This window comes from Leifsonia sp. L25, from assembly GCF_050632895.1.
The window spans coordinates 1,838,953-1,865,422 of record NZ_JBODRZ010000003.1 but is presented as its reverse complement, the minus strand read 5'-3'; the positions used below and the strand labels follow the sequence as shown (position 1 = coordinate 1,865,422).

Genomic DNA, 26,470 nt, shown 5'->3' with positions numbered 1-26,470 from the left:
GGAACATGTGGAGCGGGGTGGAGCGGGTGGAGCTGGATCGGTTACACGCCTACTTCCCGGCCCCGACCGCGATCCCCGCGACGACGTAGCGCTGCAGTGCGAGGAAGACGATGAACAGCGGCAGCACGCCCAGCACGAGCGTCGGCAGCAACTGCTCCGGGCTCATCGTGTGCGTCCCGATGGTCGCGTAGACGGCGAGCGTGACGGTCTGCTTGTCGTCGGACGACAGCAGTACGAGCGGGAGGATGAGGTCGTTCCAGACCTGCAGGATGACGAAGATCGCCAGGGTCGCCGTCGCCGGACGCAGCAGCGGGAAGACGATCCTCCAGTAGGTGCGGATCAGCCCGGCGCCGTCGACGGCTGCGGCCTGCTCCAGCTCCGGCGGCACGGTGCGCAGGAAGCCGGCGAAGAAGAACACTGCGAACGGCATGATCGTCGCGGTGTACGCGAGCACGATGCCGATGTAGCTGTCCAGCAGGTGGAGCTTCTGCATCACCTCGTACAGCGGGGTGAGCACGACGAAGATCGGGATGGTGAGGCCGGAGACGAAGATCTGGTACAGCGTCCGCGTCCAGCGACGCGTGTGCCGCACGATCGCCCAGGCCGCGAGGGAAGCCGCGAACACCGTGACGACGGCGGTCGCGAGGGTGATGATGAGCGTGTTCCCGACGCTGCGCAGGTAGTGCATGTTCTGGAACGCGGTGACGTAGTTCTGGAAGTCGATCGGCGCCGGGAGCGCGAACGGGTTCGACGGCGACGTGTTCCCGTGGTGCAGCGACACCATGACGAGCACCCAGATCGGCGTGAGGACCACGGCCGTGAAGGCGAGCAGGACGACGGAGGCGATGACCGTCGACGCGCGGGTGCGGAAGCGGCGGGAGCGGAAGCGCGGGGCCCGTGGGGCCGGCTCGTCGGACGTGGTCGGGCGGCCGGCTGGCGCCTCGGTCTCCTGGCTGATGAGTGCGGTCATGCGAGGTCGGCCTCCCGTCGGCGCAGCAGCGTCGCCTGCGTGACGCCCACGACGATCGTGAGGATCAGCAGCAGGACGGCGAGCGTCGTGCCGTAGGCGAACTGGTAGTTCGCGAAGCTGTTGTTGTAGATGACGAGGCTCAGCGTCTGCGTCGCGTCCTCGGGGGCGCCCTGCGTCATGATGAACGGCAGGTCGAACACGCGCAGCGAACCGATGACGCTGAGCGTGATGTTGATCGTGAAGGACGGCGCGAGCAGCCGCCAGTCGATGCTCCAGAACCGGCGCCAGCCCGCGGCGCCGTCCAGGTTCGCGGCCTCGATCAGGGCCGGGTCGATCGCCATGTAGTTTGCGAGGTAGATCGTGGCGGTGTAGCCGAGGAACATCCAGATGTAGATGGCCGCGATCGACATCAGCGCGGTGTGCGGGTCGCCCAGCCAGATCGGCTCGAGCCCGTGGAGGCCGAGGGCGTTCATGACGTCGTCGATCGGACCTCCGAGCGGCGAGTACATGTACGACCACAGGTAGCCGACGGCGACGAACGCCATCATCGCGGGCAGCAGCAGGCCGGCGCGGACGAAGTTCCGCACGCGCTCCAGCTTGAACAGCCAGAAGGCGACGAGGAGGGCGAGGCCGTTCTGCACGATCACCACCACGATCGTGTAGACGATGGTGTTGCCGAGCGCGTGCAGCACGGTCGGGTCCGACAGCGCGTGCAGGTAGTTCTTCAGCCCGACGAAGTTGCCGCCGCTCGGCCCGATCGCGTCGGTGAAGCTGAGCTGCACGCCGCGGATCAGCGGATAGATCACGAACACGGCGAAGATGAGGGCTGCCGGCGCGATCAGCACCATCGCGGAACGGCCACGGATTTGCATGGGATCGCCTTTCGGGGCTGGGTGGTGCGGGTGCGGTGGAGCGGTGGTGCGTGGATTCCCGGCCAGGGAGGCGTGCGCGCTCCCCGGCCGGGACGGTGGTGACGACTTCGGCGGCGCCTACTTCGTCTTCGGGATCGTCTGGTCGAGCTGCTTCAGGAGCGTGCTCGTCGACTGCGACGGGTCGTTGAAGAGCGAGGTGCCGACCTTCCAGAACTCCTGCTCGTAGGTGGGGAAGTGGAGGTACTCGATCGGCGACACCTGCGAGTGGCCTGCGTTGAAGGCGTCCACGTAGGCGCTCGCCTTCTCCATGGTCGGGCTCGGTACGTTCTTCAGCGTGGTGAAGGAGTTCTCCGCGGCCAGGTAGCGGCTGTCGTTGGCAGGATCGGCCATGAACGCCACGTACTTCTTCGCCGCGTCGGTGTGCTGGCTCGCCGCGTTGACGCCCCAGCCGGAGCCGACGAAGGTCACGCCGTAGGGGCTGCTGCCCGCGTCGCCGCCCGGGAACGGGTTGAGCGAGAAGTCGAACTTCGCGTTCTGCTGGAAGTTCTGCAGCTCCCACGCGCCCATGATCGTGAAGGCCCACTTACCGGCGGCGAAGTCCGCGTTGCCGGTGTTGAACGGCTCGATGCCGTTCATGAGCTTGCCGTCGACGTCACCCGAGGTCAGCAGCTGCTTGATGTGGTCGAAGACCGGCGCGAAGGACGGGTTCCAGTTGGTCTTGCCCTCGTCGTAGCCTTGGCCCCACTTGTCGTCCACCAGGTTCGCGGCGAGCGCCAGCGAGAGCTGCTCGCTGGTCCAGCCGCCCTGGTCGGCGAGCAGCAGGCCCGGCTGGCCGGCGGCCTTCAGCTTCTGCAGCGCGTCCAGGAAGTCCGGCCAGGTCTGCGGGACCTGGCTGATGCCGGCCTTCTTCAGGATGTCGAGGTTCGCGTACATCCCGATCGGGATGTTCTGCTGGGTGAAGGCGTAGGTCTTGCCGTTGATCGCGCCGAACGGGGCGACGTTCGGGAGGAGCTGCTTCACCCACGACTGGTCGCTCAGGTCGGCGAGGTAGCCCTGCTTCTGCCACTGCTGCACGCGGGTCGCGTTCGTCATGAGGACGTCGGCGGCGGTGCCTGCGGCGAGGCGGGTGTTGTTGTACTGGTCGTACTCGCCGTTGGCGACGTACTTGTAGTCGACCGTGATGTTCGGGTACTTCTTGTGGAAATCGGCGTTGATCTGGGGGATGTCGGCGAGCTCGGTGCCGCCGCCCTCGAATCCGACGACGGTCAGCGTGGTCTTGCCGTCGCTGGAGCCGCCTCCCGACGAGCAGCCGGCGAGCGCCAGGGCCGCCGCCGAGATGGCGGCTGCGGCGAGGATCAGTTTCTTGCGCATGGGTGTCCACTCCTTTGTGAGGTGCCTGGTGTTGTCAGGTGGTGCGTTGCGTAGTGGGTGGTGCAGGGTTGTGGTGCGGGGGTTGGTGCGGGACGGGTGGTGCGGGGCTGTGAAGCCTGGCCCTCCCCGGATCAGGGATCGAGGGAGGGACGTCGTCGAGCTCGTAGGCCGCCGGCCGCGACTGGATGTCGCGCAGGAGCCGGAGGTCGAACTTCGGCACGCGGCGGAAGTCGAGCACGCCGTTCTTCTCCTGGAAGACGTCCGTGAGCTGGGTGAAGCAGTAGCCGAACATGCCGGCGTCGTCGAGCAGCGTGTCCACGAGCCGGCGGAACCGGTCGATCCACTCCTCGCGGGTGCGGGGCGCCTCGCCGTACCCCCAGGAGTCGTCGCCCGTGCGGTCGCTGTCCGACCACCAGATCCCGCCGAACTCGCTGCAGAAGTAGGGCTGACCGGCGTACGGGACGGACCACTCGGTGCCGTCGAGCGCGGTGTTGACGTAGGGGCGGCCGTCGGCGAGGCCTCCCATCCGCTGCGCGAACACGTCCGGGTCCTGCTCGTACAGGTGCGAGTCGTAGATGTCGGCGCCGGGCACGCGGTGCGAGTAGCCGGACGCGTCGATCACCGGACGGGTGGGGTCGATCGCCTTGGTGACCGCGTAGAGCGCCTTGGTGGCGTCGTCCAGGACGGTCAGCCGGTCGGTCATCGGCTGGAAGGTCTCGTTGAGCGGGCACCAGCCGACGATCGACGGGTGGGACAGGTCGCGCGTGAGCGCCTCCACCCATTCGGTGACGAACGAGAGCGTCGGCTCCTGCGGTCCGCCCGGGCCGACCTTGGCGCCCCAGTCGGCGAACTCGCCCCAGACCAGGTAGCCGAGGCGGTCGGCGTGGAAGAGGTAGCGCTCCTCGAACACCTTCTGGTGGAGGCGGGCGCCGTTGAACCCGGCGGCCATCCCGAGCTCGATGTCGGCCACGAGGGCATCGTCGCTCGGCGCGGTCATGAGGGTGTCGGGCCAGTAGCCCTGGTCGAGGACGAGCCGCTGGAAGACCGGGCGGCCGTTGAGGAGGACGCGGCGGCCGTCGATCGCGACGGACCGCATCCCGGCGTAGCTGTCGAGGACGTCGATCGCGGTCCCGCCGCGGAGCATCGTGAAGCGGACGGTGTAGAGGTGCGGGTCTTCGGGCGACCAGGTGCGGAGGCGGTCCGCGGGGATCGGGAGGGTGAGCACCGGCTTCACCTGCGCCGTCACCTCCACTTCGCGGGTGGCGACGAGGCCGTCGGCGTCGCTGATGTCGACCCGCGCGGTGAGCCCGGCGGCGGGGGAGACGATGTCGAGCTCGACCGCGAACGACGACGAGGGGAGGTCGGGGCGAATGACCGGGCGGCCGAAGTGCGCCGGGGAGACGGGCTCGAGCCAGACCGTCTGCCAGATGCCGGTCGTGCGTGTGTAGAAGGCTTCGTAGTTCTCGGGGCGGCGGGACTGCTTGCCGCGCGCCTGGATGGTGAGGTGGTCGTCCTCGGCGAGGACGGAGAGGGTGAAGGTGTCGCTGGCGGCAGCCGCGACCGCGTCCGTGATGTCGATCGTGAACGGGGTGAAGCCGCCACGGTGACGGCCGACCTCGACGTCGTCCACCCAGACCGTGGTGTCGAAGTCGACCGCGCCGAAGTGGAGGAGGAGGCGGTCGTCGGCCCAGTCGGCCGGGACCGCGACGGTGCGCTGGTAGCGGACCGCGGGGTGGAACGTCGTGCTGGCGATGCCGGAGCGCTCCGACTCGGGCGCGAACGGGACCAGGATGTCGCTGTCGAGGGTCCAGGCGGTCGGGGCTGCGGTGTCCGCGGCCTCCGTCGCGACCTCTGAGGCGCCGAAACCGAAGCTCCACACGCCGTTGAGGTTCAGCCAGCGGTCGCGCACGAACTGCGGGCGCGGGTACTCCGGGCGCGGCACGGCCTGCGCGACGGGAGCGTTGCCGCCCTGTTCGATTTCCCTCGATGCAAATGACACGATCAGGATGCTAGCGCGCGGTTTGCCTCGATGCAAACACATTCTGGAAAATGTTCGGAATCACAGACTGCACGGCGTCACGGGGCGACGGGAGAAGCCGTAGTCGGCGTGCTCGATCCGGACTCCACCGTCGGCGCGCTCTCCCGCACGATCAGCCGGTGCGGCCCCACGAGCACCTCCGGCTCCAACGTCTCGCCCGCGAGCCGCCGCACGATGCGATCGAGCGCCGTCTCCGCCAGCCACTGCTTGTCCGGGCTGACCGTCGTGAGCGACGGGATGGAGAAACGGCCGTCCTCGATGTCGTCCCAGCCGACCACCGCCACCTCGTCCGGCACCGAGACCCCCGCCTCGTGCAGGGTCCGCAGCGCGCCGAGGGCCAGCGCGTCGGAGAAGCAGAAGATCGCGTCGAACCGTTCGCCGCCGTCGAGCAGGCGGCGCATGGCCGCGGCGCCCTCGGGCCGGCGGAAGCCCTGCACGTACTCGACGATCTCGGGCAGTCCGAGGTCGGCGTGCGCCCAGATCGCGGCGCGATAGCCCTCGAGTCGCTGCGAGCTGGCGGCGCGGTGGCTGCGTTCGGCGCCGATCGCGGCGATGCGGCGGCGGCCCTGCGCGAGCAGATGCTCGACAGCCTCCCGAGCAGCCTGGAAGTTGTCGATCATCACCTTGTCGTAACCCGGGAACTCATCTTCACCGAGGAACACCAGCGGCCCTGCGGCGAGCGCTTCCAGATCCTCGGCGCGGAGGGCGAGCGGGCTCAGGGCGAGCGCGTCGAAGAGCGAACCTCCCGCGGTCCGGCGGAGCAGGGCGAGCTCACGCTCCCGGTCGCCGTCGGTCTGGTCGACGACCACCGTCAGACCCCGCTCGGCGCCGCCCTCGACGAAAGCGCGGGTGAGCTCGGCGAAGTAGGCGGTGTCCAGCTCCGGCAGCATCAGCCCGATGAGCCCGGACCGTCCCACCTTGAGGCTGCGGGCGAGCTCGCTCGGCTGGTACTCGAGCTCGTGGATGACGCGGAGGACGCGCTCCCGGGTCGCCGGCGCGACGTGGTCGAAACCGTTGACGACGTTGGAGACGGTTCGGACGGAGACCCCCGCGGCCTCCGCCACCTCACGACGTGTCGCCGCCATGCTCCCCCGCTCCGTCGTCCGGTGTGCTCGTGTGTTTGCCTCGTGGCAACGGGGCGCGATCATCCTAGCGGGGCGGGGGCGGCCAATGCGCTAATGCGCTGGCGCGCTAATGCGCTGGCGCATCCTCCCGGACAGGAGCCTCCACCAGCTCCACCACCCCATCGCCCGTCGCGTCGACCCGCACCAGCGCGATCCCGCCGAGGATCAGCACCCCGCCCACCAGCTGCAGCGTGTTCAGCGACTCCCCCAGCAGCAGCCACGCGTAGAAGGTCGCCGCCACGACCTCGAGCAGCCCGGCGAAGGAGCCCAGCCGCGAGCCCAGCATGTTCGCGGCGGTGATGCCCGACGCATAGGCGAGAGCGGTCGCGAGGACTCCGACCACCGCCAGCGGCACCCACCAGGGCGCCGAACCGCCGAACAGCGACACGTCGCGAGTGCTCACGACGAACGGGAGCAGGCCGGTCGCGCTCACGATCAGCAGCGCCGCACCGCCGGCGAGCAGTCCGCCCGCGGCGAGCGCCACCGGGGGAGGCCGTCGGACGGGCGCGCGGCGATGATGTAGTAGCCGGCGCAGCCGAGCATCGTGGCCACAGCGAGCGCGACGCCGACGAGATCGAGCGACTTGCCGCCGCCGGGCGACACGACGAGGAGCAGTCCGGCGATCGCGACGGCAGAGCCGGCGAGGACCACGGCCTTCGGGGCGCGGCGGGTGCGCGCCCACACGAACAGCACCAGCACGACGGGCGCCAGGTACTCGATCAGGATGGCCGTGCTCACCGGGATGCGCTCGATCGCCGCGAAGTAGAGCACCTGCGTCCCGGCGACGCCGACCAGGGCCATCGCGAGCAGGCGCCAGCGTCCGCGCCAGAGCGAGGCCCAGCGGCCGCGGAGGGCGAGGATCGCGAACGGCGCCAGCACCACCCCGCCGATCAGCACGCGCGCGGTGACGGCGGCGGCCGGCGACCAGCCGCTCTCCAGCAGCGGCTTGATGAACGCGCCCGACAGGCCGAACGACGCGGCGGCGACGATCGCGACGACGAGGCCCTTGGATGTCTGGTTCAGTGCCATCGGAGGCCTCCTGCCCGCGTGCGTCGACGAGGTCCCGGCGGCACGCACGAGAGCCGACGTCAGGACCGTAGTGGGTTATGATCCTGACGCTAGTACTCGGCGACGTAAGGAGTCAACTTGCATTTCGCCCCTGACACAGAAGACGCACTCCAGTTCGCCGTCCTCCTGTGCAACACCGTCGCGACGGCCTCCCGCAGCGGGGAGGACGAGCTCGCCACCCCGGCGCAGCTCGTCGCCCTGATGCACGAGAACCAGTACTCGGGACGCATCGACGGCGACGAGGCCGAGCTCCAGCAAGTGCACGAGACCCGCGACCGCCTCCGCCGGGCCTGGACGATGGAGCGCGACGACGTCGTCGCCGAGGTGAACGCCATGCTCGCCGACGCCCACGCCTCCCCTACCTGATGCGCCACGACGGCTTCGACTGGCACCTGCACGCGACTTCGCTGGAGGCGCCGCTCGCCGAGCGGATCCGGGTGGAGATCGCGCTCGCGCTGGTGGACGTCATCCGCTCCGACGCGAACGACCGGCTGCGGAGCTGCGCCGCCTTCGACTGCGACGGCCTCGTCCTCGACCTGTCCCGAAACGGGTCGAAGCGGTTCTGCAGCGTGCGGTGCGGCAACCGGATGAACATGGTCGCGTTCCGCGCGCGGCAGGAGGCGGAATAGCCGCCACCGGGGCCCCGGAGTCGCGTGAGATGATGACGGACAGACCGATCCACCTCACCGTTCCTCACCCGACCCACCAGGAACGCACCATCCCGAGGAGCTGCCGCACGCCATGACGACGGGTTACCTGCAATGACGGATGGCCAGCTGCCCACGATGCAGGCCGTCGCCGACACAGCGGGCGTGTCCCTCGCGACCGTGTCCAACGTCCTGAACCAGCCCTCCCGCGTCGCGCCGGCCACCCGGGAGAAGGTGCGCGCGGCGATCGAGTCGCTCGGGTACATCCGCAACGCAGCCGCGCGCGACCTCAAGCGCCGCAGAAGCGACGGCATCGGGCTCATCGTGCCGGACATCCTCAACCGCCTCTTCGTGGACATGTCCCGCGGCGCGCAGATCACCGCGGGCCGTAAGGGCCTCAGCCTGCTGATGGCCAACGCCGTCTACGCGTTCGAGTCGTTCGACCCGCTGGTGGTCACCGACCAGCAGGACCAGTTCCTCGACTACTTCGCGGAGGAGCGCACAGGGGGCATCCTGTACGCGGCGATGAGCGACCCGACGGACGGGATCAACCGCATCCGCAGCCACGTGCGGCCCATCGTGGTGATCAACTACGACCAGCCGGGCGACTGGTGCTCGGTGCTGATGGACAACCGGCAGGCCGGGCGGATCGCCGGCGAGCACCTGGCCGGCATCGGCGTGCGCCGCGTCTTCTACGTGTCACCGCCCGACGCCGCTCAGCCGATCGCCGACCGCCGTCGCGGGATCGAGGAGGCCGCCGCCGCCCTCGACCTGGAGCTGACCGAGGTCACCACTGAAGGGTTCGAGTTCGAGCACGGCCGGTCGGCGATGGCCGCGCTCCTCGCCGACCGGAGCGATGGCGAGCGGTTCGCCTTCGTCGGCATCACCGACGCCCTGGCGCTCGGTGCGCTCAGCGCCCTGCGCGAACACCCGGACGTGCGCATCCCAGAGGACGTCGCGGTCATCGGGCTCGACGGCACCCACGACGGCGCGAACTCCGACTGGGTGAGTCTGACCTCCATCACGTTGCCGGGCTACCGGATGGGCGAGGAGGCGATCCGCCTGGTGCTGGACGAAGCGCAGCCGGGGCACCGGCACGAGCGCCTGGTGCTGCCGGTGGGGATGCGGGTCGGCGCGAGCACGGTCCGCCCGGACGCCGGCTAGGCGCCGACTCGACGCCGGACATGGTGGGGGCGCCGGTCAGGACGATCTCGGTCGCGCCGGCTGCCGGGCCGGCGAACGCCATCATTCGAGCGGCAGGAAGACACCCCAGGATCTCCTTCTGGGCGACCTTCGGAAGGAGAAGTCAGCGGGTGTCGCGAAAGATCTCCTTTCAGGCCTCCGGGATCACCATCGCGAACCGCTCCGGTCGCGGCACGTCCGGGTCGGGCCCGTTGCGGACGCCCGCGTCCAGCGCGTCGATGCGTCCCAGTTCGTCGTCGCTCAGCTCGAAGTCGAACACGTCGAAGTTCTCCGCGATGCGTCCCGGGTCGACCGACTTCGGGATGGCCGAGCGGCCCTGCTGGAGATGCCAGCGGAGCATGATCTGCGCGGGGGTCCCGCCGTGCGAGCGGGCGACGTCGGCGAGAACCGGGTCCGCCATCACGTTCCGGCGTTGCTCGCCCCAGCCCGGGTAGAAGGTGATGCCGCCGATCGGGGACCAGGCCTGCGTGACGATGCCGTGTGCGGCGTCGGCGGCCTGCACCTCCGGCTGGGTGAAGTACGGGTGAAGCTCGACCTGGTTCACCGCGGGGACGACCGTCGCCTCCGCGAGCAGCCGGTCGAGGTGGTGGGGCAGGAAGTTGCTGACGCCGATCGCGCGCACGCGGCCGTCCGCGAGCAGTGTCTCCAAGGCTTGGTACGCGGCGATCGTCTGGTCGAAGCGGTCGGGCGCGGGCTGGTGGAGGATGAGGAGGTCGAGCTGCTCGATGCCGAGCTTGCCCGTGGCCTTCTCCCAGGCGTGCAGGGTCTGCTCGTAGCCGTAGTCGGACACCCACACCTTGGTCTCCACGAAGACGTCGCCCCGGTCGAGTCCGGAGCGCCGGAGGCCCTCGCCGACCTCCCGCTCGTTGCCGTACGCGGCAGCGGTGTCGATGTGCCGGTAGCCGGTCGCGAGGGCGGCTTCCACCGCCCGGGTGGTCTCCTCGGGCGGGCTCTGGAAGACGCCGAGTCCGAGCGCGGGCATCGTGACGCCGTTGTTGAGGGTGAGATCGATGGTCATGGGCACCACGGTAGGCGGGGCCCAGGCGGCCCGGGAGGTCACGGCAGTGCCTCCCTCCGCGGCCCCGCGCGGCGTAGCGTCGGAGTATGAGCAACAGCGACGACGTGCGGGACTTCCTCACCTCCCGCCGTGCCCGAATCACGCCGGAGCAGGCCGGCCTGCCCGCATACGGCGGCAATCGCCGGGTCAGCGGGCTGCGCCGCGAGGAGGTCGCGATGCTCGCCGGCGTGAGCGTCGACTACTACACGCGGCTGGAGCGCGGGAACCTGTCCGGCGCGTCGGACAGCGTGCTGGAGTCGCTGGCCCGGGCGCTGCAGCTCGACGAGGCGGAGACCGCGCACCTCTACGACCTGGCGCGCGCGGCGGATGTCGCCCCGCGCGTCCGCCGCCGGCGCAGCCCGCAGACCGTGCGGCCCAGCCTCCAGCGGGTCATCGACGCCATCACCGGCGCCCCGGCGTGGGTCCGGAACGACCGCGGCGACGTGCTCGCCGCCAACGAGCTCGGCCGGGCGCTCTACCTCGACCTCATGGCCGAGAAGGTGCAGCCGCCGAACGCATCGCGCTTCACCTTCCTCAACCCGAAGTCGCGCGCCTTCTACGCGAACTGGGAGCAGGCCGCCGACGACATGGTCGCCATCCTCCGCTCGGCCGCGGGTCGCAACCCCTACGACAAGGACCTCACCGACCTCGTCGGCGAGCTGTCCACCCGCAGCGAGGAGTTTCGCACCCGCTGGGCGCGGCACGACGTCAAGTACCACCGCACCGGACGCAAGCGCGTGCACCACCCGATCGTCGGCGACCTCGACCTCGCCTTCGAGGCGTTCGAGCTGCCGGGCGAGCCGGGGCTGCGGGTCAACGTGTACACGGCCGACCCCGGCACGCCGTCGGAGGACGCGCTGAAGCTGCTCGCGAGCTGGGCGGCGACGCAACGGGAGCCGACGCAACGGGAGCCGACGCAGCAGGAGCCGACGCAAGTGCAGACGACTCACAAGCAGGCCGAACCCGCCGGCCGCCCCGACATCCCCATCAACGACTAGGAGACCCGTGGAACTGCTTCCGAACTCCCCCACCGCCGCCGGCGCCGCCGACCTCTTCACCGGGACCGTCCACTTCGACGTCATCGCCGCCGGCGACGCGCCCTCGCGGCTTCGGGTCAACCTCGTCCGGTTCGCGCCGGGTTCCCGCACCGCCTGGCACCGGCACGCCAACGGTCAGACCCTCCATGTCACGCAGGGCGTCGCCCTCATGCAGTCCCGCGGCGGCGAGGTCCTGGAGGTCCGCCCGGGCGAGACGGTCCACACTCCGCCCGGCGAGTGGCACTGGCACGGCGCCGACCCCGAGCACTACATGGAGCATCTAGCGATGTGGGAGGCACTCGGCGAGGGGCAGGACGGGCCGGAGACCGAGTGGGCCGAGCACGTGACCGACGCGGAGTACAGGGGGCGACCGTGATGGCCCGCACCAGCGAGTCGCGCGAGAGCCGGCGCTTCGCGCGGGACGTGCGGCGCACCATCGACGCGCTTCCGAGGGACGAGGACGCCGAGCTGCGGGTGGAGGCGGCCCTGCGCGCGGCGCCGGGGTTCGTGGCGGCGGCGCCGCTGTGGCGGCTGTTCCGGAGGCCGGCGCCCGAGCTGGACGTCGAGACGCGCGGCCGCACGAAGGAGAACCGGTGACCGGCCGGCCGCTCACCGTCCTCGTCGTCGGCGCCACCGGCAGCATCGGCCGCCTGGTCGTGGCCGAGGCCCTGCGGCGCGGGCACGGAGTCCGGGCGCTCGTCCGAGACGCGTCCCGCGCCGGGCGCATCCTCCCCGCCCCGACTGCCCTGGTCGTGGGCGACCTGACGAAGCCGGCGACCCTCGAGCCGGCAGTGGAGGCGATCGACGCGATCGTGTTCACGCACGGCTCCGGGACCCGGGAGGCCGACGTCCGCGACATCGACTACGCCGGAGTGGCCAACATCCTCACCGCACTGGACGGCCGCCGCGTCAGGATCGCCCTCATGACGGCCGTCGGGACCACGCGTCCCGGAACGCCCTACGCCGCGTGGAAGCGCCGCGCCGAGCGTCTCGTCCGGGCGAGCGGCGACCCGTACACGATCGTCCGTCCCGGCTGGTTCGACTACAACGATGCCGGGCAGCGCGCGATCCTCCTCCGCCAGGGCGACACCGAGCAGTCGGGGACGCCCGCGGACGAGGCCATCGCCCGCGACGAGATCGCGCGGGTCCTCGTCGACAGCCTCACGAACCCGGCGGCGGAACGCCTGACGTTCGAGCTGGTGGCGAACGAAGGCGCCGAGCAGGACGATCTGACGCCGGTGTTCTCGGCGCTCACGCCCGACGCGCCGGACGCGCTCGACGGAGCGGAGGACTCCCCGAACGCACCGCTCGCCGACGAACCGCAGCGCTTCCGCGATGATCGTGAGGCGATCGCGCGGCTCCGCGAACGAGCATCCTGACGGCCGCCGAAGCAACCGGCGCAGAAGGCGCGTGGCCCCGCTCCCCTCGGGGGGCGGGGCCACGCGGTGGCGGGTTCCCGGGCTCACCCGGGAACCGACTCACTTGGCCGGGGGCATCAGCACCGAGTCGATGAGGTAGACCGTGGCGTTGGCGGTGTGCACGCCGCCGCAGATGACGTTCGCGTCGTTCACCTTCAGGTTGTCGCCGGAGCCGGTGACCGTGACGGTGCCGCCCTCGACGGTCTTGTGGGTGCCGACGATGTCCTTCGGCGCGATCTGACCGGGGATGACGTGGTAGGTCAGGACGCTGCTCAGCGTCGGCGCGCCGGCGTCGGTCTTCAGCGTGGCGATGGTCGCGGGGTCGATCTTCTTGAACGCGTCATCGACCGGGGCGAACACCGTGAACTGACCGCTGTTGAGCGTGTCGACCAGGTTCACCTTGGGGTTGAGCTTGCCGGACACGGCCGCGACGAGCGTGGTGAGCAGGGGGTTGTTGCTCGCCGCGGTCCCGACCGGGTCCTGCGCCATGCCCTGGACCGAGCCGGCGCCGGAGGGCACCTGCTTGGCGTAGGCGGCGCAGCCCGGGCCCACGAGGTCGGCGGCCGGGTCCATCGTCGCGGACGCAGACGGGGACGAACTCATGGGCGAGCTGCTTCCGGTGGACGCGGATCCGGCTCCGGACGAGCAGGCGGTGAGCGCGAGCGCGGCTGCGGCGAGGATGCCGGCGGCGGCGAGGCGGGTGGTGGTGCGCATGGTGTTCTCCTTCGAGGTGGTGCTGCTGAGTAGTACTGCTGACGACTGCTGCTGAGACGTACTGCGGGTGGTGCGGATCGGGAAGCCGTGTCGGCGGCCGACATCAGGGGTTCGGCCCCGCGGCCCGATCGGATTGGAACTCGTCGTCGGCGCGTCCCCGCCAATCCGGAACCGGCCTCGGCGCCGAACAGCACGCATGAGCATCCGCAGAGGACACCGCGCCGCCTGGGGGTGGGCCGCGCTCGCCGGCGCAGTGAGCGGCGGCCTCTTCGTCGCCGTCGCCGAGGTCGTCGCCCTCCTGGCCGCCCGCGAGGCCGACCCGCTCATCGCGGTCGGATCGTTCGTGATCGACATCGTGCCGCGGTGGGCGAAGGAGCTCGCCATCGAACTGTTCGGGTCGAACGACAAGCTGTTCCTGCTGTCCTCGCTCGGGGTCGCGGTGTTCGTGGCGGCGGCGGTCGCCGGGGTCCTGGAGCTCTGGCGCCGCTGGCTGGGCGTCGTCCTGTTCGTCGCGGCCGGGGCGGTGGCCGTCGCGGCCACGGTGACCCGCGCCGACGCGAGTCCGCTCGCGTTCCTGCCGTCCGCCGTCGGCGCTCTCGCGGGGGCAGCGGCACTGCACCTCCTGGTCGGAAGGCTGCGGCGCTGGCGGGAGGGACTCGACGGCGACCGCGCGACGATCGGTGTCGACCGGCGCAGGTTCCTCCTGCTCACCGGCGCAGGCGCCGCGCTCGCCCTGGTGGCCGGCGTCGGCTCCCGGCTCGGCTCGGCGGCGACCTCCTCGATCGCGGCCGTCCGCTCGGCGCTGCGCCTGCCGGCCCCGGCCTCCCGGGTGGCGATCCCCGCCGGATCCGACCTCCGCCTTCCCGACCTCTCGCCGCTGTTCACCCCCAACGCCGACTTCTACCGGGTGGACACCGCCCTGACCGTCCCGTCGGTCGACCCGGCCGGCTGGTCGCTCACGGTGGACGGGATGGTGGAGCGCCGCGTCGAGCTGACCTTCCACGACCTGCTCGCGATGGGACTCCGCGAGTACGCGATCACGCTCACCTGCGTCTCCAATCAGGTCGGCGGCAACCTCGTCGGCAACGCCCGCTGGCTCGGCGTGCCGGTGCGAGAGGTGCTCGCCCGCGCGCGTCCCCGGCACGGCGCCGACATGGTCCTGTCGCGCAGCGTCGACGGCTTCACGGCGGGCACGCCGCTCACCGCGCTCACCGACCCGGGCCGCGACGCCATCCTGGCGGTCGGCATGAACGGCGAGCCATTGCCGCTGGAGCACGGCTTCCCGGTGCGGATGGTCGTGCCCGGCCTCTACGGCTACGTCTCGGCGACCAAGTGGCTCACCGAGCTGAAGGTCACGACGTTCGCCGCCGACCAGGCCTACTGGACGCCCCGCGGCTACAGCGAGAAGGCGCCGATCAAGCTCTCCAGCCGCATCGACACGCCCCGGATCGACCGGCCGCTCTCGGCCGGACCGACGAAGATCGCGGGCGTGGCCTGGGCGCAGACGGTCGGGATCCGGAAGGTCGAGGTGCAGATCGACGGCGGCCCCTGGCAGGAGGCCACGCTGGCCGCCGCGATCAACGCCGACACCTGGGTGCAGTGGTCCCTCGACTGGGACGCCACGTCCGGCTCTCACACGCTCGCGGTCCGGGCGACCGACCGTGCGGGGCGGTTGCAGGAGGAGAGGCGAACGCCGATCGCGCCCAACGGGTCGACGGGGTGGCAGTCGACGTTGGTGCGGGTGGGGTGAGGGCGCCCGGGTCTACGCGCGCGGCGCCGCTCTGGCCCAGAATGACCCCATGACCGACCAGCACCCGGACCCCGTGCCCTCGAAGGAGACTCAGCGCCAGCTCCGCTCCTGGCGGCGTCAGGCGGCGACGTACGACCGGAAGGTCGGCCGGGCCGAGCAGACCATGCTCGCCGGGAGCCGCGAGTGGGTCGGCGCTCGGGTGAGCGGGCGGGTGCTGGAGGTCGCGGTCGGGACCGGGCGCAACCTCCCGTACTACCCGGCCGGGGTCGAGCTCACCGGGATCGATCTGAGTCCCGAGATGCTGGCGATCGCACGCGCGCGAGCGGCCGAGCAGGAGGTCGCCGCGGACCTGCTCCAGGGGGACGCCGAGGCGCTGCCGTTCGCCGACGCATGCTTCGACACCGTGGTGTGCGCGCTCGCGCTGTGCTCCATCCCGCGTCCCGGTGTCGCGGTCGCCGAGATGGCGCGGGTGGTCGCGCCGGGCGGTTCCGTCGTGCTGGTCGACCACACGCGCAGCGATCGCGCGCTCGTGTTCGCCGGGCAGTGGGCCATCGAGCGGTTCACCATCCCGCTGCAGGGCGAGCACCTGACGCGGCGGCACCGGGCCGAGGTGGAGGCCGTGGGCCTGCAGGTCGTCGAGCACGAGCGACTCCGCTCCGGAGCCGTCGAACGCATCCGCGCCACACGCCCCACACCCGCCTGACACATTCCGCACGAATGTCCTCGAACGACATTCGGCACGAATCGCGCGAACCACGCGCGGATAACGCGCATTCGGCACGAATGTCCGGGGCGCGCGAAGAAGCCCGCCCGGTGCGCTGGATGGCTGGACGCACCGGACGGGCTGTTGGGGGTTTCTGCGTGACGGGATCAGCCGTCCGCGCCGGCCGGCTTCGTCGTAGTGGTGAAGCCTTCCAGCTTGTTCGCCGCTTCGGCGTACTTGTTGGTGAAGGTGTCGGAGATCTTCACCTTCGAGATGTCGACGCCGATGGTCTTCTCCATGTCGAAGATGACCTTCGGGCCGCCGGCGGGCATGATGCCGTCCGGGAGGAACTGGCCCTTGTCGGTCGCCAGTCCGTCGATGTACTGCTGCTTGCTGATCGTCGCGTTCTGCACGTAGTCCTGCGGCAGCTTGTTCGCGATATCGGCGGCGGAGTGCGTCGCGATCCAGTGCATCGTCGCGACGAGGGCGTCGACCACCTTCTGGGCGGTGTCCGGGTTCTTCTTCGCCCAGTCCGCCCGGGCGAGGAGGCCGGCCGCCGGCCAGGCGCCGCCCAGGGCCTTGGTGGCGCCCTTGGTCGTGGCCAGGTCGATCGCGGAGACCGCGAGCTTCTGCGAGGTGAGTGCGCCGACCGTCGGCTGGGTGGTCATCACGCAGTCGGCGGTGCCGCGCTGGATCGCTGCGATGGCGGTGGAGCCGGCGTGCACGGCGATGGTGTTGTACTGCTTCCTGTCCACGCCCTTCTGGGCCGCCAGGAACTGGGTCAGTTCGTCGGTGCCCGACCCGAGGTCTGTGACACCCATGTTCTTCCCCTTGAAGTCGGCGCCGGAGGTGACATCGGCCTTGGGGTTGCACATCACCCGCTCGCCGGGAGCGCCGGAGAGCTGGACGAGGTTGACGACGTCCTTGCCCTTCGACTGGAAGTCGACCGTGTGGACATACCAGGCGCCGGCGAGGTCGACCTGCCCGGAGGCCATGGCGTCCTCAGCTCCGACGCCGCCGTTCTGCTCGGTCGAGAGCTGCATGTCGACGCCGTACTTCTTGTAGAAGCCGAGCTGCTGGGCGAGCTGGTACGGGAGGTAGATCTGCTTGTCGATGCCGCCGACCATCATCGTGACGGTCGGCATCGGGCCGGAGCTGCTGCCTCCGGCTGCCGCGGTGCCGCCTCCACCGCCGGAGCAGGCGGCGAGGCTCAGGGCCACGACCACGCCCGCTGCCGCGATGGCACCGATGCTGCGCTTCTTCATGGGGTTGTTCCTTTCATCGTGCCGGACGGGTCCGGCGTTCTGCTTCGTTGCAGGACAGTTGGGGTGGTGCGGGCGGCGCTCAGATCGCCTGAGCCTCGGACCGGCTCGGCGGACGCCACTTGAGGAGGGACTTCTCCAAGAGGGTGATGAGGTACTCGGCCACGAGGGTGACCACGGCCACGATGACCATGCAGGCGAAGACCGTGTTCGGGTCGAAGTTGCCCTGCGACTGGCTGATGATCAGGCCGACGCCGTGCTGGGCGCCGAGCACCTCGGCCACCAGCGCGCCGATGATCGCGAAGCCGAACGCGGTGTGGAGGCTCGCGATGATCCAGGTCATCGCCGAGGGGATGGTCACATGCCGGGCGACCTGCGCGGGCGATGCGCCGAGCACCCGGACGTTCGCGATCAGGTTCTGGTCGACCTCCCGCACGCCCTGGAAGGCGTTGAAGAAGACGACGAAGAACACCAGCACCGCGGCGAGCAGCACCTTGGGGAAGACGCCGAGGCCGAAGGCGACGATGAAGATCGAGCCGAGGACGATGCGGGGGATCGAGTTCACGACCTTGATGTACGGGCCGAAGACCGAGGCGAGGTAGCGGTTGGACCCCAGCAGGATGCCGAAGACGACGCCCAGCGCGGTGCCGAGCAGGAAGCCGAGGAAGGCCTCCTGGACGGTGATCCACAGGTTCTCCCAGATGGTCCCGAACGCCGTGCCCTGCGTGAACAGGCGCACGAGGCTGTCCCAGATACCGGACGGCTGGCCGTAGAAGAACTTGTCGACCCAGCCCGCGGAGGTGAACCACTGCCAGCCGCCGATGACCACGACGGCGACGGCGACGCGTCCCGTCCAGATCCAGGCGACCCGGCGGCTGTGCGCGCGGCGGCCCGCGACGCGGAGCTCGGTCTCGCGCTCGGCGAGAGGGGCGGATGGCTTCTTCGCGGCGTTGCCGCCACTGCCGTTCTTGTTGTCTGCGTTGTTCTTCTCTGCGATCGTCATGGTGGTCACGCCGCCGCTCCTGCCGTCTGCTCGTAAGCCCGCGTGACCTCGTCACGGAGCGACTCCCAGATCCGGCCCTGGATGTCGAGGAACTTCTCCTCGTGCCGGATCTCCTGAACGTTGCCGCGCGGTCGCGGCAGGTCGATGTCGAAGACGTCCTTGACGGTCCCCGGGCTGCTGGTCATGATGACCACGCGGTCGGACAGCGCGACGGCCTCGTCGAGGTCGTGCGTGATGAACAGCACCGACGGCCGCAGCTCCTCCCACAGGGTGAGCAGCTCGGTCTGCATGATCGCCTTCGTCTGCACGTCGAGCGCGCCGAACGGCTCGTCCATGAGCAGGATGCGCGGGTTGTTGATCAGCGCGGCCGCCATCGCGACGCGCTTGCGCATGCCGCCGGAGAGCTGGTGCGGGTAGCGGTCCTCGAAGCCGGCGAGTCCGACCCGGCGCAGCCAGTCGAGCGCCAGCGCAGTGGCCTCCTTCTTCGGCGTGCCGAGGAGGATGGGGCCGATCATCACATTTGCCAGCACGGTCTTCCAGGGGAAGAGGGAGTCGGCCTGGAACATGTAGCTCACGCCGCTGGTGATGCCGTCCACGATCCGGCCGCCGACGCTGACCGAGCCGGCGCTCGGGCGCTCCAGCCCGGAGACCTGCGCGAGCGTGGTGGACTTTCCGCAGCCGGTGGGGCCGACGATGGCGCAGAACTGGCCGGGTTCGACGGTGAGCGTCACGTCGCGGATGGCCGTGAAGGTCTCACCCTTCGGCGTCAGGAAGCGTTTCGTCAGACCGACGATGTCGATGCGCGCCGGCACGTCCTCCGCAGGTGCGGCGGTGGCGGCGCTTCTGGGTCGGGGTTCGCCCATGGGTTCAAGACCTCTCTGTCTTCGGATGCACGAGTTTCGTGTGCCTGTCCGGCGGAGTGTTTCCCACCGGTCCGTGTGAACATCGATGCTCCGCCGACGGCGGCCTGCTGTCTCGCTTGCGCCCGATTCGCCGCGTTGTGTGCGTTGCCGCAGGTTTTGCGCGTTCTGCGCGCACCTGGTCCCCAGCAGGAGATGACACAATCTCGAATGATGCGACGACGGATCAGACGACTCTCGAGCCAGATACTCCTGGCTCAATTGGCGATCCTGGCCGTCTCGATGCTGGTCGGCTTCCTCCTCCTGGCCCAGACCGCCCGCAACAACCTCGACGCCGACTACCAGGCGCGGGCCGCATCCATCGCGCAGACGTTCGCGGGCATCCCGGACATCCAGCGCTGCATGGCGAACGGCGGCCCGGGCTGCGACGCGACGGTGCAGAACCTCGCGTCGCAGACCGCGAACAGCACGGGCGCCGCCTACGTCGTGGTGATCGACAGGAACCGTGTCCGGCATTCGCACCCCGACCCCGCGCTGATCGGCCAGAAGGTCGGGGAGCCGTTCGTCGCCGGCGACGGCAAGGTGCACATGGGGACGAACTCGGGCTCCACCGGACCCACTGCGAACGCGCGGGTGCCGCTCTACGCGCCCGCGTCCAGCTCGATCGTGGGCGAGGTCTCCGTCGGGATCCGCGAGAGCTCCGTCGCCGAGGAGTTGTTGCGCGAGCTGCCGACGTATGCCGCGTGGCTCGTCCTCGCCCTGGCGATCGGAGCCGTGGCCTCCTTCGCCCTCGCCAGCCTGCTGAAACGCCGCACCTTCGGGCTCGAGCTCGACGAGATCGCCCGCCTGTTGCAGGAGCGGGAGGCCACGCTGCACGGCATCCGGGAGGGCGTCATCGCCATCGACCCGGCCGGCCGGATCACCGTCGTCAACGACGAGGCCCAACGGCTGTTGCGGCTGCCGGAGGGCGCCAGAGGACGGCTGCTGGAGGACGTGCTCGTCGCCGGTCCCATCCGCGACACCCTCACCGGCACGTCCGAGGTCAAGGACGCGATCGCGATCACGGACGACCACATCCTCGTGATCAACCGCATGCCGGTCAGGCTCGGCGGCCGTCCGCACGGCGCGGTGTTCACCCTCCAGGACCGCACCGAGCTGATCGGCCTCACCCGCGAGCTGGACGGCGAGCGCAGCTTCAGCGAGTCCATCCGGGCCCAGCAGCACGAGTTCTCCAACCGCATGCACGCCGTGTCCGGGCTCCTGGAGCTGGGCCGGACCAAGGAGGCGCTGGAATACCTCAACGAGATCCGCGGCACCACCGCCGACCTCGACGCGACCCTCCGCTCGCACATCGGCTCGCCGATGATCGTCGGCCTCCTGCTCGGCAAGGCCGCCGAGGCGAACGAGCGAGGGATCGACCTGGTGATCGCACCGGACACCGACCTCGGCGAGGCTCCGGAGCGGGTCCAGGCGCTGACCACCATCCTCGGCAACCTGATCGACAACGCGTTCGACGCCCTCTCCGGTGCGCCCGCGCCGCGCCGGGTCGTCGTCAGCGTGGTCGAGACGGCGGAGTCCGTGACCGTGCGCGTGGCCGACAACGGCCCCGGCGTCCCGAGCACCGAACTGCCGCGGATCTTCGAGAACGGCTACACGACCAAGCGCGGCTCGCTCGTGCGGCACAGCGGGCTCGGGCTGTCGCTCGTGCACTCGACGGCGACCAAACTCGGCGGGACGGTGACGGTGTCGGGAGGCCCGGGCGCCACGTTCACGATCGTCCTGCCGCGTCACACGGTCGTGGAGGCCTCCGCTCCCGCACGCAGGGAAGGAGCCGCACGATGAGCACGCAACCCCCGACACCGTCGAGGTCGCCGTCGCCGTCGCCGTCGCCGTCGCTGAGCGTGCTGGTGGTCGACGACGACTACCGGGTCGCCTCCGTGCACGTCGGGTTCGTGGAGGCCGTCCCCGGCTTCCGCGTCGCCGGCCAGGCGCACACCGCGGCCGACGCCCTCCGCCTCGCCGGCGAGCTGCGACCGGACCTCGTTCTGATGGACGTCTACCTGCCCGACGGGGACGGCCTCCAGGTCGTCCGGGACCTGCTCGGCGAGCCCTCAGCGCCCGCGGTGATCGTCATCTCGGCGGCGAACGACATCGCCACCGTGCGCAAAGCCGTCCAGCTCGGCGCCCTGCACTACCTGGTGAAGCCCTTCGGGTTCGCACAGCTCGCGGAGCGGCTCCAGGCCTTCCGGCGGGCGAACGAGGATCTGGGCGGTTTCCCCGACGAGCCGACGCAGCACGACATCGACCGGGTCTTCGACCTGTTGCGGCCGGCCACGATCGGCCAGGCGGAGGAGCTGCGCCGGCTGGCGCCGACCCTCCAGTCGGTCTATGACGCGGTCGCGGCCGGCGACGGGAGTCTGTCGGCGAACGAGGTGGCCGCGGCGGTCGGGATCAGCCGCACGACCGCGCAGCGCGCGCTCACCCAGCTCGAGCAGAGCGACGTCCTGAAGCTGGAGCTCCGCTACGGCGCCACCGGCCGCCCCGAGCACCGCTACGGGGTCAAGCGCCGCTGACTGCATCGGATGGGGGTCGCAACACGCCGCAAAGGGGCGCGGATAACGGCGTGTTGCGACCCCTTTCGCGGACGGATGGTGGGCTATTCGAGGGGGCGACGCTGACGCGTGGCTCCCAGGAGGGCGTCGGCGGTGACAGCCGCAGCCACGACGACGGCGCCCGCGATGAGGGCCAGGGCGATGTAGAGCAGCGTGCGCGTCGCGCGCTCCTCAGTGCGCTGAAGGGACTGGCCGGCGACGAGCACGCCTGACCCGTCGGGCTTCGCGACGATCGCGAAACGGAGCCCCTGCTGCGGCTCCCAGCTCACGGCGTCCTCCCCGGTCGCCTTCGCGGTGTCCAGGACGCCGCGCGGCACCTGGGCGAGTGCGCCGTCGAGGTAGCCGTTCCCGGCAGCCGGGGCGTCGTGCGCGTCGTAGCGCACCCAGAACGTGCCGAGCCCGGAGGCGAGGTCGACGCGGCGTGGCTGCGGGGAGGCGGCCGTCGCCGCCCCGGTGGAGAGGAGCGCGCGCGGGGCGTCCTCCACCGCGTTGCGGCCGGTCTGCTGCTCGACGATGTAAAGCGTGGCGAGGCCGCCCGCGAAGAGCGCATAGGCGGCGACGGCGACGATGATCCTGCGAACCCACATGCTCGCATGATGCGCCCCCAGGCGGCCCGGCGGCATCCGTCTCGCGAACGATTCCGCGGGAAGCGCCCGGAGACGCGAAACGCGCCCTCGCCTCCGTCCGGTAGGGAGGAGGCGAGGGCGCGAAAGCGCTGCGTCCTCAGGGGCCCTCCGTCCGGTAGGGAGGAGGCGAGGGCGCGAAAGCGTCTGCGGGCCTTAGTGGGCCGCGGTGACCGCCGACTCGATCTGGTCGGCGACCTGCTGCACCTGCGAGCCGTAGCCGCCGCTCAGGGCGGTGGTCGCGAGGTGCTCGAGGTCGGCCGTCTGCTCGGAGGCCGGAGCGGACGCGAGCTGCGACAGGTCGGTGCGCAGCGAGTCCGGGAGCTTCGACGCGAGCTGGCTGTCGCCGGTCACGGTGGAGGCGATGCTCGTGATCTCCGTGCTGAGCTGCGAGCCTGCGCCCGACGTCGAGCCGAGGAGGTCGCCGCCCTGCAGGCCGGCGAGGAGGCCCTTCACGTCGAGGTCCTTCAGGTCGAGGCCGCCCTGGGCGTCGCTGTGCTCCGAGCCACGGGCCGAAGTCGAGCCCTTGAGCTGGTCGGCGAGCTTCTGGACGGCGCTGCCGTAGCCGCCGTTCAGCGCGGTCGAGACGAGCTTCTTGGCGTCGGCGGTGCGGTCCTGGGACGCAGCGGTGGCCAGCGTCTTCAGGTCGCGCTGCAGGGTGTCGGGCAGCAGCGAGAAGACCGGGGTGTCCGCGACGATCTTCTTCGCGAGCTGCTGCGCCTTGGCGCCGTTGATGTGGCCGTTGAAGAGCGCGTGGACCTGGCCGAACAGCGAGTGGCCGTGGTCGAGGTCGAACGAGGCCGAACCTCCGGCCGACGCAGAGCCCGAGACGCCCGGAGTGGACGTCGAGGTGGAGGCCGTCGCCGAGCCGGAGCCCGCAGCACCGGTGTCGCCGGTGGCTGCGAAAGCCCCCTGCGCCCCCACGCCGATGAGCGCTCCAGCCGCCACGATCGAGGCGGCGCCGATGACGACGCGACGAGCGCCGAACGCAGTGCGAGTGGTTCCGGAGGTGTTCTGGATGGTGTTCTTCACGTGGATCCTTTCCGTTGCCCACGACGAGGCCGGCAGGGGTGCCGGCCTGGGTCGACCGAGGGCATTCGGCGACGTTACGGAACCCGCCTGGACCTCCCGTCCGTACCCTCTGCGAGGTCGCGAAGAGCACTTGAAGCCGTCGGGCCATCGAGGTAACCGAGGAGCATACCGACCGGTATGGAGTGTGCGCGGGCTACCGCGAGCGGCCCTGGCGGGTGCACCATGAGTCCAGCGGCGGGCCAGGCCGTCCGGCCGAGCCGTGAGACAAGAGCGGGAGCACCGGGTTTCAGGCGGTCCGCCCCACGGGCAGCGCCAAGCAGACAGCGGCTGGTCCCACCCGCCGCCGGACGGTCACGATTCGCGAGAGGGGAACGATGATGGACGATCTCGAGGGGTCGGCGGCCGAGCGCCTCGACCGGCTCGCCGCAGTGGACGCCGGCGAGGTCACCCCCGACTGGACGCGCCGCCAGCTCGAACGCGCCCTGCAGGACTGGTCGAAGGACCAGGACACACTGTCCGTGCTCGGCGAGGGACGCGAGGACTACTGACGGTCAGGCGCACGACATTTCATTTCACGATCGTCCGAAGACTCTAGACAGGCGCGGTTCCGCAGCGCTACCTTCCGAGCATGTCCAGCACTCAACCATCCGCGTTCGCGTCGTTCTCCCTCGACGGGCAGGACCTGACGAAGGCAGCCATCAACAGCGTACGCGTGGCGCTCGGGATCAGCGGCGCCGTCGCCCTGATCATCGGCGTCATCATCGTCTTCTGGCCGAGGACCGCCGCGGTCGGCCTCACCGTCCTGATCGCCATCTCGCTGCTGATCTCGGGCATCGCCTACCTCAGCATCGGCATCTTCGCCCGCGGGATCCGCGGCGGTGCGAGGGCGCTCGACATCGCCTTCGGCATCCTGCTGATCATCGGCGCGATCGTGGCATTCGCCAATCTGGCGGGCACGACGGCGTTCCTCGCGGTGTTCATCGGGATCCTGGTCGGCATCGCCTGGATCGTGGAGGGCGCGATGACGTTCGCCCAGCTCGGGGACGCGCCCTCGCGCGGCTGGTCGATCTTCTTCGGCATCCTGAGCATCGTCGCCGGCATCGTCCTGCTGCTGACCCCGCTGTGGGGGATCGTGCTGCTGTTCATCCTCGCGGGCATCAGCCTCATCGTGCTCGGGATCGTGCAGATCGTGCGGGCCATCACGTTCGGGCGCGGGATCGCGACGCCGGCGAACTGAGCGGGAGGCCGCCGGCGTCGGCGGCCGGTGGCACACTGGGCCTGTGCTCCTCGACACGATCGTCACCACGCTCGAGACCGTCGCGGGTACGCGCTCGCGACTGGCCAAGGTCGACGCGCTCGCGGGCCTGCTCGGCGACCTGCAGCCCGGCGAGATCGCCCCGACGGTCGGGTTCCTGGTCGGCAAGCCGCGGCAGGGCCGGGTCGGCGTCGGGTGGCGCAGCGTCGGCGCGGTCCTCGGCGAACCCGCAGACACTCCGACACTCACTGTTCTCGACCTGGACGCGCTGCTCGGCGAGCTCGCCGCGCTCGGCGGGGAGGGCTCCGCGCGCGACCGCAGCGCCGCACTGCGCGACTTCGCGGTGCGCGCGACGGCGGGCGAGCAGGACCTCCTGGCCCGCGTCCTGCTCGGCGAGATGCGCACCGGCGCTCTGGAGGGCGTCCTCCTCGACGCGATCGCCCGCACCGCCGACCGGCCGGGGCCGGACGTGCGGCGGGCCGCCATGCTCACCGGCGACCTCGGCGCGTCGGCGGTGCTGGCGCTGACCGGCACGGCCGAAGAGCTCGCCTCGGTCGGCCTGGTCGTCGGGCGGCCGGTGCTGCCGATGCTCGCGGCGACCGCACCCTCCGCCGCGGCCGCGCTGGCGACGACCGGCCGCGCGTCGGTCGAGTACAAGCTCGACGGCGCGCGCATCCAGGTGCACCGGTCCGGCGACAGCGTGCGCGTCTTCACCCGTACGCTCGCCGATATCACCCACCGCGTCCCGGAGGTGGTGGAGATCGTGCGCCGGCTGCCCGCGCGCGACCTCGTCCTCGACGGCGAGACCCTCGCGCTGGACGAGGACGGCGGCCCGCGCCCGTTCCAGGAGACGATGAGCCGCTTCGCGCGGTGGAGCTCCGAGGTAACGCGGAGCGACACCGCGACCCCAGCGCCGAGGGAGCCTGCGACGGAGGACCCCGAAGCACAGCGGGACACCCTGCTGCACCCGTGGTTCTTCGACATCCTCCATGTGGATGGGCGCGACCTGCTGGACGAGCCGCTGTCGGTCCGGCTCGCGGAGCTGGAGCGCGTCGCGGGCGAGCACCGCATCCCCGGCGAGGTCACCGATGACCCGGACGAGGCCGAGCGCGTCTCCCACGACGCCCTCGCCGCCGGCCAGGAGGGGGTGGTCGTCAAGGCGATCGACTCGCCGTACGCCGCCGGGCGCCGCGGCGCGAGCTGGATCAAGGTCAAGCCGGTGCTCACCTACGACCTGGTCGTGCTCGCCTGCGAGTGGGGTTCGGGGCGGCGGGTCGGGATGCTCTCCAACCTCCACCTCGGCGCGCGCGACCCGAACGGAGCGTTCGGCGAGCCGGGCGGCTTCGTGATGGTCGGCAAGACGTTCAAGGGCCTCACCGACGAGCTGCTGCGCTGGCAGACCGAGGAGTTCCAGAAGATCGAGGTGCGCCGCACACCGGGCACGGTCTGGGTGGCGCCGACGACCGTGGTCGAGATCGCGATCGACGGCGTCCAGCGTTCGTCGCGCTACCCCGGCGGCATCGCCCTGCGCTTCGCCCGGGTCAAGCGCTACCGCGACGACAAGCCCGCGGCCGAGGCCGACACCATCGCCACCCTCCGCGCCCTGCTCCGCGAGTAGCACCCCACCCAGTCCCCTCCTCCCCTCCTCCCCACGTCGCCAACGGAGGAGCCATGACCTCCCCCGCCCCGCATCTCCTCCGTTAGCTGTTCACGCACGGCGTGTCGCCTGCGATCTCCTCCGTTAGCGACGGGCGCGGGCAACGGAGGAGATGTGGGGCGACACGCCGGGGGACGGCAGGCAACGGAGGAGTACCGGGCAGGGAGGGCCGGGATCTCCTCCGTTGGCGACGC

At 70.7% G+C, this 26,470-nt stretch carries 26 protein-coding genes and 1 pseudogene; 13 read left to right on the top strand and 14 right to left on the bottom strand.

Annotation, left to right across the window (positions count from 1 at the left end):
• Positions 1–49: 49 nt before the first annotated feature.
• From ACRAWC_RS13325 to ACRAWC_RS13295, 7 genes are all read right to left on the bottom strand, one after another.
• Complete coding sequence (locus ACRAWC_RS13325; RefSeq protein ID WP_431348151.1) at positions 50–970, bottom strand: carbohydrate ABC transporter permease; 921 nt, start codon at positions 968–970, stop codon at positions 50–52.
• Positions 967–1,842 (bottom strand): carbohydrate ABC transporter permease, encoded by an 876-nt coding sequence (locus ACRAWC_RS13320; protein WP_431348150.1) that lies wholly within the window; start codon positions 1,840–1,842, stop codon positions 967–969. Before ACRAWC_RS13320 ends, ACRAWC_RS13325 begins: the two co-directional genes overlap by 4 nt.
• A 117-nt stretch (positions 1,843–1,959) precedes the next feature.
• On the bottom strand, positions 1,960–3,213 hold the full coding sequence (locus ACRAWC_RS13315) for an ABC transporter substrate-binding protein (RefSeq protein ID WP_431348149.1): 1,254 nt from the start codon (positions 3,211–3,213) through the stop codon (positions 1,960–1,962).
• 34 nt (positions 3,214–3,247) lie between these two features.
• Positions 3,248–5,212 (bottom strand): glycoside hydrolase family 2 protein, encoded by a 1,965-nt coding sequence (locus ACRAWC_RS13310; protein WP_431348148.1) that lies wholly within the window; start codon positions 5,210–5,212, stop codon positions 3,248–3,250.
• A gap of 77 nt (positions 5,213–5,289) precedes the next feature.
• Positions 5,290–6,336 (bottom strand): LacI family DNA-binding transcriptional regulator, encoded by a 1,047-nt coding sequence (locus ACRAWC_RS13305; protein WP_431348147.1) that lies wholly within the window; start codon positions 6,334–6,336, stop codon positions 5,290–5,292.
• A gap of 106 nt (positions 6,337–6,442) precedes the next feature.
• Positions 6,443–6,859, bottom strand: coding sequence for an EamA family transporter (locus ACRAWC_RS13300; RefSeq protein WP_431348146.1), 417 nt, complete (start codon positions 6,857–6,859; stop codon positions 6,443–6,445).
• Positions 6,811–7,404, bottom strand: a complete 594-nt coding sequence (locus ACRAWC_RS13295) for an EamA family transporter (protein WP_431348145.1) — start codon at positions 7,402–7,404, stop codon at positions 6,811–6,813. The genes ACRAWC_RS13300 and ACRAWC_RS13295 overlap by 49 nt, the downstream gene beginning before the upstream one ends.
• Positions 7,405–7,569: 165 nt before the next feature.
• On the opposite strand from ACRAWC_RS13295, the pseudogene ACRAWC_RS13290 reads away from it, so the two are divergent.
• Both ACRAWC_RS13290 and ACRAWC_RS13285 read left to right on the top strand, forming a co-directional pair.
• Positions 7,570–8,072 (top strand): annotated as a pseudogene (locus ACRAWC_RS13290) (CGNR zinc finger domain-containing protein).
• Positions 8,073–8,204: 132 nt separating this feature from the next.
• Entirely contained in the window at positions 8,205–9,254 is a 1,050-nt protein-coding gene (locus tag ACRAWC_RS13285) for a LacI family DNA-binding transcriptional regulator (RefSeq protein ID WP_431348144.1), read from the top strand.
• A gap of 169 nt (positions 9,255–9,423) precedes the next feature.
• On the opposite strand, the gene ACRAWC_RS13280 is transcribed toward ACRAWC_RS13285, so the two are convergent.
• Positions 9,424–10,311, bottom strand: coding sequence for an aldo/keto reductase (locus ACRAWC_RS13280; RefSeq protein WP_431348143.1), 888 nt, complete (start codon positions 10,309–10,311; stop codon positions 9,424–9,426).
• Between the two features lie 86 nt (positions 10,312–10,397).
• On the opposite strand from ACRAWC_RS13280, the gene ACRAWC_RS13275 reads away from it, so the two are divergent.
• The 4 genes from ACRAWC_RS13275 to ACRAWC_RS13260 are packed head-to-tail and all read left to right on the top strand — an operon-like array spanning position 10,398 to position 12,766.
• On the top strand, positions 10,398–11,348 hold the full coding sequence (locus ACRAWC_RS13275; protein ID WP_431348142.1) for a helix-turn-helix transcriptional regulator: 951 nt from the start codon (positions 10,398–10,400) through the stop codon (positions 11,346–11,348).
• 7 nt (positions 11,349–11,355) lie between these two features.
• Positions 11,356–11,763: a (R)-mandelonitrile lyase gene (locus ACRAWC_RS13270; protein ID WP_431348141.1), complete on the top strand. Its 408-nt coding sequence runs from the start codon at positions 11,356–11,358 to the stop codon at positions 11,761–11,763.
• Positions 11,763–11,984, top strand: coding sequence for a hypothetical protein (locus ACRAWC_RS13265; RefSeq protein ID WP_431348140.1), 222 nt, complete (start codon positions 11,763–11,765; stop codon positions 11,982–11,984). Before ACRAWC_RS13270 ends, ACRAWC_RS13265 begins: the two co-directional genes overlap by 1 nt.
• Entirely contained in the window at positions 11,981–12,766 is a 786-nt protein-coding gene (locus ACRAWC_RS13260; RefSeq protein WP_431348139.1) for an SDR family oxidoreductase, read from the top strand. Before ACRAWC_RS13265 ends, ACRAWC_RS13260 begins: the two co-directional genes overlap by 4 nt.
• Before the next feature lie 99 nt (positions 12,767–12,865).
• On the opposite strand, the gene ACRAWC_RS13255 is transcribed toward ACRAWC_RS13260, so the two are convergent.
• Positions 12,866–13,519 (bottom strand): fasciclin domain-containing protein, encoded by a 654-nt coding sequence (locus ACRAWC_RS13255; RefSeq protein ID WP_431348138.1) that lies wholly within the window; start codon positions 13,517–13,519, stop codon positions 12,866–12,868.
• A 196-nt stretch (positions 13,520–13,715) separates the two neighbouring features.
• Between ACRAWC_RS13255 and ACRAWC_RS13250 the strand changes: the two genes are divergently transcribed.
• Both ACRAWC_RS13250 and ACRAWC_RS13245 read left to right on the top strand, forming a co-directional pair.
• A complete protein-coding gene (locus ACRAWC_RS13250) occupies positions 13,716–15,269 on the top strand; it encodes a molybdopterin-dependent oxidoreductase (protein ID WP_431348137.1) in 1,554 nt (517 codons plus the stop codon).
• Positions 15,270–15,318: 49 nt separating this feature from the next.
• Positions 15,319–15,972, top strand: coding sequence for a class I SAM-dependent methyltransferase (locus ACRAWC_RS13245; RefSeq protein ID WP_431348136.1), 654 nt, complete (start codon positions 15,319–15,321; stop codon positions 15,970–15,972).
• 167 nt (positions 15,973–16,139) lie between these two features.
• On the opposite strand, the gene ACRAWC_RS13240 is transcribed toward ACRAWC_RS13245, so the two are convergent.
• The 3 genes from ACRAWC_RS13240 to ACRAWC_RS13230 form a co-directional block, all read right to left on the bottom strand.
• Positions 16,140–17,237 carry an ABC transporter substrate-binding protein gene (locus ACRAWC_RS13240; RefSeq protein WP_431348135.1) on the bottom strand — a complete coding sequence of 366 codons (1,098 nt, stop codon included), beginning with the start codon at positions 17,235–17,237 and terminating at the stop codon, positions 16,140–16,142.
• A 79-nt stretch (positions 17,238–17,316) separates the two neighbouring features.
• A complete protein-coding gene (locus ACRAWC_RS13235; protein ID WP_431349439.1) occupies positions 17,317–18,237 on the bottom strand; it encodes an ABC transporter permease in 921 nt (306 codons plus the stop codon).
• A gap of 5 nt (positions 18,238–18,242) precedes the next feature.
• Positions 18,243–19,100, bottom strand: coding sequence for an ABC transporter ATP-binding protein (locus ACRAWC_RS13230; RefSeq protein WP_431348134.1), 858 nt, complete (start codon positions 19,098–19,100; stop codon positions 18,243–18,245).
• Positions 19,101–19,358: 258 nt separating this feature from the next.
• Between ACRAWC_RS13230 and ACRAWC_RS13225 the strand changes: the two genes are divergently transcribed.
• Positions 19,359–20,939: an ATP-binding protein gene (locus ACRAWC_RS13225; protein WP_431348133.1), complete on the top strand. Its 1,581-nt coding sequence runs from the start codon at positions 19,359–19,361 to the stop codon at positions 20,937–20,939.
• Positions 20,936–21,670 (top strand): response regulator, encoded by a 735-nt coding sequence (locus ACRAWC_RS13220; RefSeq protein ID WP_431348132.1) that lies wholly within the window; start codon positions 20,936–20,938, stop codon positions 21,668–21,670. Before ACRAWC_RS13225 ends, ACRAWC_RS13220 begins: the two co-directional genes overlap by 4 nt.
• An 83-nt stretch (positions 21,671–21,753) precedes the next feature.
• Here ACRAWC_RS13220 and ACRAWC_RS13215 read toward each other — a convergent pair whose 3' ends face one another.
• Complete coding sequence (locus ACRAWC_RS13215; RefSeq protein ID WP_431348131.1) at positions 21,754–22,296, bottom strand: hypothetical protein; 543 nt, start codon at positions 22,294–22,296, stop codon at positions 21,754–21,756.
• 192 nt (positions 22,297–22,488) lie between these two features.
• Positions 22,489–23,364, bottom strand: coding sequence for a hypothetical protein (locus ACRAWC_RS13210; RefSeq protein WP_431348130.1), 876 nt, complete (start codon positions 23,362–23,364; stop codon positions 22,489–22,491).
• A gap of 374 nt (positions 23,365–23,738) precedes the next feature.
• On the opposite strand from ACRAWC_RS13210, the gene ACRAWC_RS13205 reads away from it, so the two are divergent.
• The 3 genes from ACRAWC_RS13205 to ACRAWC_RS13195 all read left to right on the top strand — a co-directional run bounded on the left by ACRAWC_RS13205 (position 23,739) and on the right by ACRAWC_RS13195 (position 26,237).
• Entirely contained in the window at positions 23,739–23,912 is a 174-nt protein-coding gene (locus ACRAWC_RS13205) for a hypothetical protein (RefSeq protein WP_431348129.1), read from the top strand.
• A gap of 80 nt (positions 23,913–23,992) precedes the next feature.
• A complete protein-coding gene (locus ACRAWC_RS13200; protein ID WP_431348128.1) occupies positions 23,993–24,601 on the top strand; it encodes an HdeD family acid-resistance protein in 609 nt (202 codons plus the stop codon).
• 43 nt (positions 24,602–24,644) lie between these two features.
• Positions 24,645–26,237, top strand: coding sequence for an ATP-dependent DNA ligase (locus tag ACRAWC_RS13195; RefSeq protein WP_431348127.1), 1,593 nt, complete (start codon positions 24,645–24,647; stop codon positions 26,235–26,237).
• The last annotated feature ends 233 nt before the right edge of the window (positions 26,238–26,470 follow it).